This window comes from Bartonella sp. CL70QHWL (assembly GCF_042194855.1).
Lineage (GTDB): Bacteria > Pseudomonadota > Alphaproteobacteria > Rhizobiales > Rhizobiaceae > Bartonella.
In genome coordinates, this window is sequence record NZ_JBHINJ010000018.1 from 18,577 (window position 1) to 31,086 (window position 12,510).

Genomic DNA, 12,510 nt, shown 5'->3' on the forward strand with positions numbered 1-12,510 from the left:
TCGTTTTTCAGTTATATTTTGCAAATTATTTGTAAAAGCAACAGATTTAGATTGTATTTTCGAGTAATTTTTTAATTTCATATTTACATAAAACACAAAAAATATTAATAAGCCTCACATATTAGAACCTAAACGTGTTAAATATTTTTCTATTAGTTAAATTTTTAATACGTTATGTATATCTTTGGTAAGAAGAGGGGGGGGATTATGGTGGAATTATGGTCAGTTTATTTAAAAATCGTTTCTCCTTATATACTTGTACAACGGCACTCCTATTTTTGACACACAATGTTGATGTTTTTGCACACAATGCTGCAGCTCAAGTTTCCTCTGGAAAAACGCAATCTTCATGTGATCAGAATGCAGTATTTTATCAGTGTGATGATGGTGGAAATCATGAAATTAATAATAAAGTTTATTCTTTGACGGATAAAAATGTTAATGGTGTTCATGGAGCCATAGAGGCGTCTAAAAGTGGTACATTTATTCGTGGCAAGAATATAACTGTTAAGGGTATTGGGGATGAAAAGAATAACTCGGAAAACAATTTTTGGAAATATGGACTAAAGGTATCAGAAAAGGCGGGAGCCTCTCTGAGCGATTTCACTTTGAGTGGTGTTTTAGTAGGGGCAGAAGCTCATAGTGCTTCCTTCACAATATCCGGTGGATCGATTGATGCAATCAAAGTAGGGGCTTTTGCAGAAGGAAAATCTCAAACTACAGTTAAGTTAATGGATACACAAATTAACTTAGGTGGTGTTGGGATTAAAGCAGGAGAAAAAGGATATTTTATTTTAGAGGGTGTCTCTATTACCGGAAAAGGTAGTACTGGCAAGGATGGTCAAGGGCTGAATGCAGATCGTCAGAATGATAATGCTGCTTTTCATATATTTAAAGATGGTTATGTTGAGTTTATGAAAGGTTCTGTTGATGTTACTGATGCTCATGGGCTTTTATTGCAGGGAAATAAAGGTTCTCAGATTGATATTGGAGATTCCAATATTACAGTGAAAGGGAATGCATTTTATGGTATGCGCTTTGAAAATGAGGCAACATCAGAGGGTTTGTCAGAGGGAAAAACATCGTTCATTAATTTGAAAAAGACGCGTTTTGTAGTTCCAGATAGTATAGCTGTTTATAGCAGTCAATCTGGAAAGTCTAAAATATCTTTAAAGGAAACAAAGCTTTTTGGAGATTTGTTGCTGAAGGCTGATCGTAACTCTTCTATAAAGGTTGTTGCTGATGCTTCTGCACTTGTCGGTCAAACTCAGGTTGATAATAGTTCTACAGTTGACCTTGACTTGGGAAATAATTCACAGTGGGCTTTATTGCAACCAAGACATAAAAAATTAGAAGATCCTAATTATAGAGGTGTTTCGTTTATTTCATCGGTACGTCTTTCTAATAGTTCCATTACTTTTGAAAAACCGAAATCCGGCACTGCTCATGCCTATCAGACGCTTTATATTGGAAAAGGAACAGGTATTGTTTATCAGGCTTTTGGTGATGCTTGGATTCATTTGAATGCACGTTTAAATCCTAATGATACAAGTGATCATCAAGTAACGGATAGGCTTCTCATTCATGGTGACGTTAAGGGAAGAACTATAGTCCATATACAAGGGGTTGCAGGAGGCTTAGAAGAAAAAAACGAAAAAGCGCATAGTGTTTCAATTATTCAAGTTTATGGAGATGCATTGCCTGACTCTTTTCAATTGAATGGACAGTATGTTGCCTTAGAGGGGGCGCCTTATAAATATGTACTTCGTTCTTATGATCCAAGTGCTACTAGAGGGGATGAGCATGTTAAACAGAGATTTGCTTTGAACGGAGGAGCATTTTGGAATTTTCGTTTAGAAAATGAATACGTTCAAACATCTGCTGATGATGCTGATGATAACGACATTCTTATGGTTTCTAAACGTACACCTCCTGCACATGTTTCTGTTGAGGATATTATTCCCGAATCTTCTGGTGATGTTGTTCCGGTGTCTTCTGGTGATGTTGTTCCGGTGTCTTCTGGTGGTGTTGTTCCAGCGTCTTCTGGTGGTGTTGTTCCGGTGTCTTCTGGTGGTGTTGTTCCAGCGTCTTCTGCGGATAGTCTTTCTAAGATTGAAAATGTTTTCCCATCTGGACGAGGTGTGAGATCTGTTGTTCCTCAGGTACCAACTTATCTGCTTTTGCCAAATAGTTTATTCCATGCTGGTTTAATGGATATCAGCAATCAAAACAAGCAGTTGGAGATAGTACGGACTCATCCTAGTGGAATGTTGGAAATTCGTGAAAATTCTGCTTCATTTTTGCGTGGCTATGGTGGAAGTTATCGTTATGTCTCAGATTTATCTGCGCTTAAATATGGTTATGGGGGAGATCTAGGGTACTATGCGCTAGAGACAGGTGTTTTGCTACAAAAAATTGAAAATGTTGACAGTGCTATATCCTTTGGGGTTATGGGGTCTTATGGAAAGCTTTCTCTACAGCCTCGAGATGTTGCACAAAGCCAAAAAAGTACATTTGATAAATGGACTGCTACAGTCTATGGCAGTATGCAGCATGATGCAGGATTCTATGTTGATGGTCTTTTATCCTATGGTCTGTTTAAGGGAGATGTTCTGACAACTGCACGGGGTAAGACTGCAACATTGAAGGGTAACCCTTTAAGTGTTTCCTTGATGAGTGGTCAGAAAATTGCCACAGGATATGAAGGTGTTGTTTTTGATCCACAGGTTCAGGTTGTTTATCAACATCTTCAATTTAATGAGGCCCGCGATATTGATAATTTTAATATTGAGATGGATAAACTTGATCAATTGATGGTGCGTGTGGGTGGTCGTTTGATGAAGACTCTGACTGCGTCTGAAAAAGATCGTGATGTTTCTTTCTATGGAAAGATTCATTTTGCCCATGATTTTGGCAAAGAAAGAGCTGTGCGCTTTAAAGATTCTTTCCAATTAGGGGCTTTTGGTTCTTCTCTAGAGGCTGGATTAGGTCTTAATGCTCGCTTGTCTCAAAAATTTGCGCTTCATGGTGATTTGGTTTATCAGCATAAGTTGAGCAAAGGTGGTTTTTCTGGAATCAGTTTTTCTGGTGGATTGCGCTATCGTTTTTAGGTGATCATCTTGGGGTAAGTTGTTTAAAAAGCCACAAGCATAGCTTGTGGCTTTTTATTATTTGTTTGCAACTTTTTAAATAAGCTTTTTAAAAAAAATGTTTTTTTTGCATGAGCGAGTTTGTTTCTTTTTAGAAACAAGATAAGGCTTTCTGGTTTGCAGTTTTCGCTTTTTATGCTGTTTTTCTTCTTTGAGTGTATTTTTATTAAATTCTCTTGAAATCATCGCTTTGGGGTAGAATTTTTATTTCTATTTATATTTTTACGCGTATTTATAAATAATACAATTTTAAATTGTGATATTTTGAGATTCTGGCTTTACATAAAATATGTGGTCGATATATAAAATACAAAACGTATTTTAAATTATTACGCGTAACCAAAGTTATTAAACAGAACGCGTTTTTTTTGTTTTTAGGGAAGGGGAAGAAAGTTTGTAGAAAATTATGTTTAAAAATCATCTCTCTTTATGTCATTTTACAACGGTTATTTTTTTCTTTGTATACAATACTGATGCAGGTGAGACTTCTTCTGAGAAGAAGCAATATTCATGTAACGAAAGTGCTTCATTTTATCGCTGTAATGATGGTAAAACGCATGAAATTTCCAAGAAAACTTATCAACTTACGGGTGAAAGTTCTGATACTGCCATAGAGGCATCAGGGAAAGATACAGTCATTGAGGGAGAGGCTATAATCATTAACGGTGTTTCGAATGCACATGGACATTCAGAAACAAACGCTTGGACAACAGCTGTAAAGTCCTCAAATGGGGGAGGCGTTGTTCTATTTGATTCCATGTTAAATAACGTGTCGATAGGGGGCGATGTTAATGAGGAGGGGGCTTTTGAGATGCAGGATGGGGTGATTAAAGCAACCAGAATGGGGATCAGTGTTGCGGGTAAAGGGTCTTTTGTTGCTTTGACCAAGACAGAGATTAAGACATCTTCTAATGCGATAGGTCTTTTGAGTTATAATGGTGCAAAAATTTATATGAAAGGAGGGAAAATTAACTTTGCTGATGGTATTGGTGTTCAAACAGGAGGAGAAGGAGAAATTAATTTAGATGGTGTTTCTATTACTGGGAGGGGGAAACGGGGGACAAATACAGATAATCATCGTGAAGCTTCTGCTTTTAGTATGCTTCAGGGGAAAGGCTCTCTTAATTTCCAGAAGGGAAACGTTAATGTCATTAGAGCGCATGGTATTGCCTTGGAGGGGAATGATAATAATACTGCTCATATCAAATATTCCAATGTTTTTGTGAGAGGGAATGCATTTAATGGCATGCGCTTTTTTTGGGAAGCTGTCTTAAATGATAAAAAAACAATTATGCCTGGAAAAGGGACTGTCTATTTGACAAAGACAACCGTTATGGCTCCAGAAAGTACGGCTATTTATAGCCGCCAATTCGAAAGTTCTGTTAAACTCTCACAACATTCAACAGTTTCTGGAGATTCACTCCTGAAAGCTGTTGAGCATTCCAATGTAAAGATTGAGGCTGATGCTTCTACCCTTGTAGGAGGCGCACATGTTGATGGAAGTTCTACGGCTAAGATAGAGTTAAAAAATGGTTCAAAATGGATTTTATCGCGACCAAAATATGACAAATTGCAAAATTCTGATGCGTCTGGTTCTAATTTAGGGGACTATTCCTTCATTTCATCGGTCAATCTTATGGGTAGTTCTCTTATTTTTAAAGAACTAAAATCCAAAACGACTGATGGTTATCAGACACTTCTTATCGGAAAAGGATCGGGGACTGTTTACCGTGCACAAGGCGATGCGCTTCTTTATCTTAATGCATATTTGGATAAAGGGGGAGCTCTGCAAGAGCAAAAAACGGATAGGCTTTTAATCAATGGTGATCTTGAAGGAAAGACGACAGTCCATGTGTATAGTGTTCCTGGAAGCTCAGGGGCATTGACGGGAGATGGTGGTAATAATCAGGGGATTTCCATTATTCAGGTTTATGGACAAGCTGCTGAAGATTCTTTTCAGTTAAAGGGGGGGTATGTCACACTTGAAGCCTCCCCCTATCAGTATCATCTTAAGAGTTATGGTCCAGGCTCTACTTTAGGGGCAGCAGATTCAAATCAAAGAGTGCTTAAAAACTCTGGAACATTTTGGGATTTCCGCCTTGAAAGTCAATTTGTTGATTCTTCCTCTCTTGATCCCACTAAAGTTTTTCCCGTTCTTGATTTGGTTGTCCCTCCTTCTTCTGATGATATTCCTTCTTTTCCTAAAATTCATCCTAATATTACTGGAGGAGAGGATGGTTCTATTGATTCTAACTCTCAGCAAAAATCTCAGGAGCCAAGTCTTTCTTCTCCAGTAGATTCTCCTGATCGGGATTTCCATCTTACGACCACACCTAATGTATCTGATGTTTTGGTGCTTGAGATCCCCCATCCTCCTTCCTCTCTTGCACCTGTTATTCCCGCTATTGCTGAATCTAATCCAGTTGCACCACCTGCATCTGGTTCACCTGTTCCGCCGCATGTTTCACCCACTCCTTCTGTTGTTATTCCAGTTGCATCTGGTTCATTTGTTCCGCCGCATGTTTCACCCGCTCCTTCTGTTGTTACACCACCTGCGTCTAGTTTTTCTGTTCCGGCATCTGTTTTTGAGCCTTCTTCTCATTTTGAGCCAAATGTGAGAGTCGTTGTTCCCCAGGTTCTGACTTATATTCTTGTGCCAAATACCTTATTTTATGCTGGATTGATGGATATCAGTAATCAAAACAAGCAGTTGCAATCGCTGCGAACTGTTTCTGGTCGGTTATTGAAAAATGATGGAAATCCCGCTTTGTTTTTACGCGGTTACGGTGGACATCATCGTTATACTTCAAATTTATCTGTACTTAAATATGGTGATTATGGCGGTGAGCTTGATTATAATGCACTAGAGGCAAATATTTTACTCAAGAAAATCGAAAGTGCATACAGTACGACATCTTTTGGGATTATGGGGAATTATGGCAAGCTTTCTTTGCAGCCTCGAAAGGTTAAACAAAGTCAAGAAAGTATATTTGATAAATGGACAGTCACGGCATATGGAAGCATGCAGCATGATACGGGTCTTTATATGGATGGTCTCTTTTCTTATGGTTTGTTTAATGGAAATGTTCTCACACTTGAGCGAGGTAAAACAGCTACATTGAGAGGTAAGCCGCTGAGTGTTTCCTTAACTGCTGGTAAAACGTTTATGATCGGCAGCCGATATTTTATTTTTGAACCACAAGTTCAGTTTGTTTATCAAAATCTCCAGTTTCATAAGACTCGTGATATTGATAATTTTAATATTGATATGCGAAGCCCAGATCATTGGGGGATGCGTATTGGTGGGTATTTAACGAAGACACTTACATTTACTAAAGATGCACATGTTCTTTCATTCTATGGTAAACTTCATTTCATTCGTAGTTTTGATGATAAACAATTTGTATATTTTAAAGATGCCTTCCAGCTTGGTTCCTTTGGGTCTTCTTTAGAAGCTGGATTGGGTGTTTTTTCGCAATTATCTCCAAAAATTATTTTTCATAGCGACCTGATTTATCAGCATAAATTTACGAATGCCGGATTTTCTGGAACGCATTTTTCTGGTGGATTAAGCTATCACTTTTAATTGTATTTTCCTTTAATATATCCTTTGTGGAAAATATAAGTACAAAGCATGGTTTTATAGTGTTATTTTCTGATTTTTGACTTTATGTATAATACAAAACAACTTATTATGACGGCACATAATAAGAATAATAAGTAGATGAACCAGAGGTGTCTTTTCGATTTTTTATGAAGATAAAATAAAGAAAGTTTAGACTAAATTATGATTAAAGTATTAAAACGCCATGTGTGTGTTTTCTTACGACCTCTATTTTTTCTTCGCGCACAATATAGATGTGAGTGCAGAAGGTTATAAACCCTCATGTAATTCTCTTTTAAATCGTATTCGTGTGATACAGTTGGTGCTGCTTGTACTTTTGGAAGTCGTAATAAGTTATATATGAGTGGATTGGATAGGAAGGACTACAGGTGTTATTTTTACAATACAATCTCATAACATAGTTATTAAGCCAGAAAAAAGTAAAGGGGAAAAGGCGTTTCAGGAATTGGTGGAATTTTAGAATTAAATAGATCTGAGAAGATTACATCAGCAGTGGTTGTGTCAAAAGACGATAAAACTTCTTTTAAAAAGAGTTCTATTATAGGAAATAGCGAAAAGAAAAGTGGTAGAAATGCCAAGTTATCTCAATCTGTGTTTGGTGTGAAGCAGAGCGGTTTTTTTCTTTGATGAAGGTAAGATTCAGGTTTCTGATGTTCATGACATAGCGATTGAAAGTGCAAAACCGGTTTTTAAGGAAAGGTGATTTGAGTTTCGAGATAGTTCTATGTCTTTGGTTTCTTTTGAAAACTCAGAGATCATTCTTCAGGGACAAAGGGTTCATAGTTTGCATTTTAGAGGAAGTACTTCTCAACATGAATATCAAGAGGGAGTGCTTCTTATAAGTTTAGGCGAAGTTCGATTTAAAAAAACTGCTCTTTATGTTCCCAATGGTACGGCTATTTATAGTAACGATGCTAGGAGGTATCCTTATATTACGATATTAGAGGGGTTCGCGTATTTTTTGCTGATCGGTTAGATGTCAAAAATAATTCATTTATCGTTCTTGATGCCTATGCGTCTTTTCTTGCAGGAAGGGCACATGTTGAGAAAGGTTTTTATGATAGTGTTGAGTTGTTCAATCAATCTCTATGGACTGTAAGAGCAAATAAAAATGCGCTTGAAAATAATCATAAAAAAGTTCCATATTGTGTAGGTTCATCTATTTTCTTTGTAAGGCTTATTGATAGTTTTATTTTCTTTCAGAAACCAAGAAATGATTTTTATCAGACACTTCGTGTTAGGAGATTGGATGATGATTATGGTTTAAATCATGCTTACGTTGTAGGAGAGGACGCACGCTTATATGTTAATGCATATCTTACTGCAAATGGTAAAAGCAAGGGAATAAAAGCTGATAAACTTCTTATCTATGGTGATGTTTATGGAAAAAGTAAGGTGCATATTGTCGATGTTACAGTGGCTTCAAAAAAAATAAAGAACCAGAGCAAAGGTAAGCAAAAAGACGATAAAAAAGACAGCCTCAGTGTTTCAATTGTTCAGGTTTATGGAAAGGCTGCGGATGATTCCTTTAAATTAACAACAGATTATGTTGCTCTAAGAGGAGCGCCTTATCGATATAGTGTTCGTGCTTATGGTCCCAATTTTTCTCATAGACAGGTAAAGGTGGGGATGGATCCGTTAAAGAGAAAAATATTGAGTATAATGGAGATTTTTGGGATTTCCGACTTGAAGCTGAATATGTTCAGAAACTTTCTCATCTGCATCATATGCGGTTGGAAAATGATGTGTCTCATTCTTTAAGTACTTATACTCATCATAATAATGTTTTAGCTGATCATGATGCTTCTGTTCTTTATCCTGAAGAGGGCATTAAAGCTGTTGTTCCGCAAGTTTCAGCATATCTATCGATGCCTCATGCTTGTTTCAGGTTGGTTTGATGGATATGAACAATCACAATAAACAGCTGGAAACATTGCGTATTGCTGCTGGGACTTTGGGAGAAAAAGGTAAAAAATCCTGCTCTTTTTGCGCGAGGTTACGGTGGAAGTTATCGTTATGTTTCTGACCTATCTGAGTTTCAATATGGTTATGGTGGAAATTTGAATTATAACGCTATAGAGGCAAGTGTCTTGCTCAATGCGATTGAGGATACACATCACACTTTAAGCTTTGGAATAATGGGGAATGATGGAAAAAATTCTCTACAACCTCAAGATGTTGAAGAAAACAAAAAAGTACATTTGATAAATGGTCTATTACACATATGGCAGCATGCAGTATGATACAGGCTTTTATATCGAGGGTCTTTTTTCCTATGGTTTATTTAAAGGGAATGTTCTCACGCAAGCAAGAGGCAAGACAACAACATTGAAGGGAACACCTTTGAGTGCTTTATTGATTGCGGGTAAGTCATTTATGACAGGACATAAAGGGGTTATTTTGATACCGCAGGTTTAGGTTGTTTATCAAAATGTGCGGTTTGATCAGGCGTTTGATATTGATGGTTTTGATATTGAAATAGAAAAACTTGATTTGTGGGTGATGCGTGTTGGCGGGTCTTTAAGAAAGACGCTTGCTGCTTCTGAAGAGGCTCTGGTTGTTTCTTTCAATGGCAAGTTTCATCTTGCCATGAGTTTTGGAGGAAAACAACGTGTACAGTTTGGAGATGAATTCCAATTAGGGGGTTTTGGTTCTTCTCTAGAAGCTGGAATGGGGGGTAATGCTCAGTTATCTTCAAATTTTTTATTGCACGGAGATTTAACCTATCAGCATCGTCTTAGTAAAACTGGTTTTTCAGAGATGATTTTTCATGCGGTTTACACTACGCTTTTATGTATATTCTGAAATATAGAATAACATTTACATAAATATAGAGTATTTTATGAATTGCAAAGCAAGTATTTATTTGTTATACTTAAAACTATTCATATGTTTAACTTAACATTATTTCAGATCTCATTCACTTTTAAATAAAGCGGGGGAGAAGGATTTGCAAAAGAGTTATGGTTAATATATTTAAAAATTATAGGTTGACTTTTACAACAGTTGCTTTTTCTTTTTTTTGGGTTGTAAATATTAATGCTGGCTTTCATGCTTTTGCAGCTCCCTGTGATGAAACAGGGAGCTTTTATACGTGCAGTGATGGTAAAAAACATACACTTGAAAATAAAACTTATAATTTAAAAAGTTCTCAAGAACATGCTCCTGATTCTGCTCCTATTAAGGCTATATATGTAGAAAAAGCAGGTACAGTTGTTGATGCATCTCAGATAAATGTTTATGGCGATGATTCAGGTCAAATATTGACATATGGTGCATATGCAAAATATGGTGCGCGTCTTAATCTAAAAAATTCAAATTTTAAGAATGTACGTGCTCTTCATGCTGAAAATGCGGTCATTAGCATGACAGATGGGTCAATTACGGAAACTTCTCACGCTATGTATGCATTGGGTGAAGAAGCGGATATTGCTTTAGTGCGTGTAAAGATTGAGATTGAGCCAGACAACCTGCAAGATATCGGGTTTGTGAGTAGACTTGGTGCAAAGATTAGGATGTCAGGCAGTACTGTTACATTTAATGGGAAAGGTAGATTTTCATCATTTTATGGGGGAGGGTATAATTTCGATAGTACTATCATTAAGGGTAAAGGAAAACAAAAAACTACTATCGTCGATGAGGAAGGTTTTGATAAAATACCAGAAGCTTTCGATGTCTCTCAAGGAAGTAATGTTCAGTTGAGTAATAGTTCTATTGAACTGAGTGATATGCATGGTTTTTTGGTGAAAAATTCTTCGGTTGATGTGAATGATAAAGAAAAGTTGTTGTGGAAAGCATTTAGTTCATCGGATGAATTTAAGAAGACAAATATTAAGATTAACAAATCCAATGTTTCTGTGCAGGGTAAAGGAGTACATGGTCTGTATTTTTATGGATTAGAACCAGAGGAAGGGTTTAGAATAGCTGATTCAACTAATGAAATGTTGTTACAAGGCAGAAATATCATTATAGGAAAGGCATTTGTTCAGTTATCAAAGACAAACTTTACAGTTCCAGAAGGTATCGCCATTTATAGCACTGGGACTGATGGTTTTGGGGCTAAAGCTACCCTTGAACTGTTGGACGATACAAAAATCTCTGGTGACTTATTAATAAAAACTGAAAAAGATTCTTCTCTTCTTGTTCAAGCATATTCTTCAACCCTTATAGGGGGAGTGCGCATTGAAGATAGGTCTCGCGTAGATTTACAGTTAAAAAATGGTTCAACATGGTATCTTACTAAAAGTAAATATCAAGGTTTAGAAGAAAAGGATGTTACGGTTTCATCGCTTTCTACTTTGAGTCTCCTTGATAGTACGCTTGTTTTTGAGAAATATGTCTCTCAAGATTATCAAACATTGCATATTGGAAAGAAAATATACAATAAAGAAGATGTTTATGCATTAGATGATATTGGTAAAACAGCGGGTGTGGATGACGTATACAATAAAGTATACAGTGCGGAAGGTAATTCTCGGATTAAGATGAGCACATTTATGAATAATGATGGTTCATTTGATCCTCAAAAAACTGATCGCGTTTTAATCTATGGTGATGTTTTGGGAACCACGCTCATTGGAATGGAAAAATTTCAAAAAGCTTCAGATACAAACGTGATTGACGGAAGTCATCAAAGTGTTTCGATTATTCAGGTTTTTGGAAAAGCAAAGGAAGATACTTTTAAGCTTTTGAATGATTATGTTGCGATAAATGGATTTCCTTATCAATATAAACTTCGTGCTTATGGTCCTGGTTCTTCTTCTGGAGAAGCAAGTCCCGAAAATAGATTGGTTGAAGGGGAAGGAGATTTTTGGGATTTTCGTCTCGAAAGTGTTTACATTAATCCTGAATTAGATCCTTCTGAATCTATTTCAGTTCCGTCTATTAAGCCTACGTCCACAGTTTTACCACCTAAATCTGAAGCAGAAACTATACCTTCTGAACGGCCATCAGAAACTATTGCGCCTGAACAACCTCCTTCTGTTGAGCCTTCACTTATACCATCTACACCTTCTTTGCCTGAAACATCTGAGCCGTCTGAAACATTTATTCCTACGGATTCTACTCTCACTCCTTCTGCCCCTGTTTCGCCTGCACTTCCCTCTGTCCCCTCTGTTCCAGAGGACGCTTCTTCCGTGCAACCTATGCCTGCATCGCTTGTTCCAGTTGAAACTTCTACTGATGAGGTTTTGCCATCTAAGCCCTCTGTTTTAGAGGACATTTCATCTACGGATTCTGTTCCCACTCCTTCTGCGCCTGTTGAACCTAGAGTTCCTTTTGTACCAACTGTTCCAGAGTCTCCTTCTACTGATGAGGTTCTGCCATCTGAGCCCTCTATTCCGGTATCTCCTTCATCTCCAGATTTTGTTCCCACTCCTTCTGTGCCTGTTGAACCTAGAGTTCCTTTTGTACCAACTGTTCCAGAGGCTCCTTCTACTGATGAGGTTCTGCCATCTGAGCCCTCTATTCCAGAGGACCATTCTTTTGTGCAACCTATGCCTGCACCGTTTGTTCCAGTTGAAGATTCTACTGATGAGGTTCGTCCATCTGAGCCCTCTGTTCCGGAGGACACTTCATCTCCAGATTCTGTTTCTCCTCCTTCTGCCCCTGTTGAACCTGCACGTCCTTCTGTACCAATTGTTCCAGAGGACCATTCTTTTGTGCAACCTATGCCTGCACCGTTTGTTCCAGTTGAAGATTCTACTGATGAGGTTCGTCCATCTGAGCCCTCTATTC

Annotated in this window: 8 protein-coding genes; all 8 read left to right on the forward strand. The window is 37.4% G+C overall.

What is annotated here, in order from left to right; genetic code table 11:
• Positions 1 to 218: 218 nt before the first annotated feature.
• Positions 219 to 3,110 (forward strand): autotransporter outer membrane beta-barrel domain-containing protein, encoded by a 2,892-nt coding sequence (locus tag ACFIJZ_RS07950; protein WP_375631521.1) that lies wholly within the window; start codon positions 219 to 221, stop codon positions 3,108 to 3,110.
• 445 nt (positions 3,111 to 3,555) lie between these two features.
• Complete coding sequence (locus ACFIJZ_RS07955) at positions 3,556 to 6,735, forward strand: autotransporter outer membrane beta-barrel domain-containing protein (RefSeq protein ID WP_375631523.1); 3,180 nt, start codon at positions 3,556 to 3,558, stop codon at positions 6,733 to 6,735.
• A 1,110-nt stretch (positions 6,736 to 7,845) separates the two neighbouring features.
• The gene (locus ACFIJZ_RS07960) at positions 7,846 to 8,535 is read left to right on the forward strand and encodes a hypothetical protein (RefSeq protein WP_375631525.1); all 690 of its coding nucleotides are present in this window, start codon (positions 7,846 to 7,848) and stop codon (positions 8,533 to 8,535) included.
• The gene (locus ACFIJZ_RS07965) at positions 8,520 to 8,672 is read left to right on the forward strand and encodes a hypothetical protein (RefSeq protein WP_342753382.1); all 153 of its coding nucleotides are present in this window, start codon (positions 8,520 to 8,522) and stop codon (positions 8,670 to 8,672) included. The genes ACFIJZ_RS07960 and ACFIJZ_RS07965 overlap by 16 nt, the downstream gene beginning before the upstream one ends.
• A gap of 42 nt (positions 8,673 to 8,714) precedes the next feature.
• Positions 8,715 to 9,017, forward strand: a complete 303-nt coding sequence (locus tag ACFIJZ_RS07970) for a hypothetical protein (RefSeq protein ID WP_375631527.1) — start codon at positions 8,715 to 8,717, stop codon at positions 9,015 to 9,017.
• Positions 9,007 to 9,192, forward strand: a complete 186-nt coding sequence (locus ACFIJZ_RS07975; RefSeq protein ID WP_375631529.1) for a hypothetical protein — start codon at positions 9,007 to 9,009, stop codon at positions 9,190 to 9,192. Before ACFIJZ_RS07970 ends, ACFIJZ_RS07975 begins: the two co-directional genes overlap by 11 nt.
• 15 nt (positions 9,193 to 9,207) lie before the next feature.
• Positions 9,208 to 9,579 (forward strand): hypothetical protein, encoded by a 372-nt coding sequence (locus tag ACFIJZ_RS07980; RefSeq protein ID WP_342753379.1) that lies wholly within the window; start codon positions 9,208 to 9,210, stop codon positions 9,577 to 9,579.
• Positions 9,580 to 9,737: 158 nt separating this feature from the next.
• Positions 9,738 to 12,510 (forward strand): autotransporter outer membrane beta-barrel domain-containing protein (locus ACFIJZ_RS07985; RefSeq protein ID WP_375631531.1); only part of this gene is annotated, 2,773 nt, incomplete at its 3' end.

Coding starts and splice junctions, on each gene's coding strand:
- ACFIJZ_RS07955 (WP_375631523.1), top strand. CDS start 3,556: ATGTTTAAAAATCATCTCTCTTTATGTCATTTTACAACGGTTATTTTT.
- ACFIJZ_RS07950 (WP_375631521.1), top strand. CDS start 219: ATGGTCAGTTTATTTAAAAATCGTTTCTCCTTATATACTTGTACAACG.
- ACFIJZ_RS07975 (WP_375631529.1), top strand. CDS start 9,007: ATGCAGTATGATACAGGCTTTTATATCGAGGGTCTTTTTTCCTATGGT.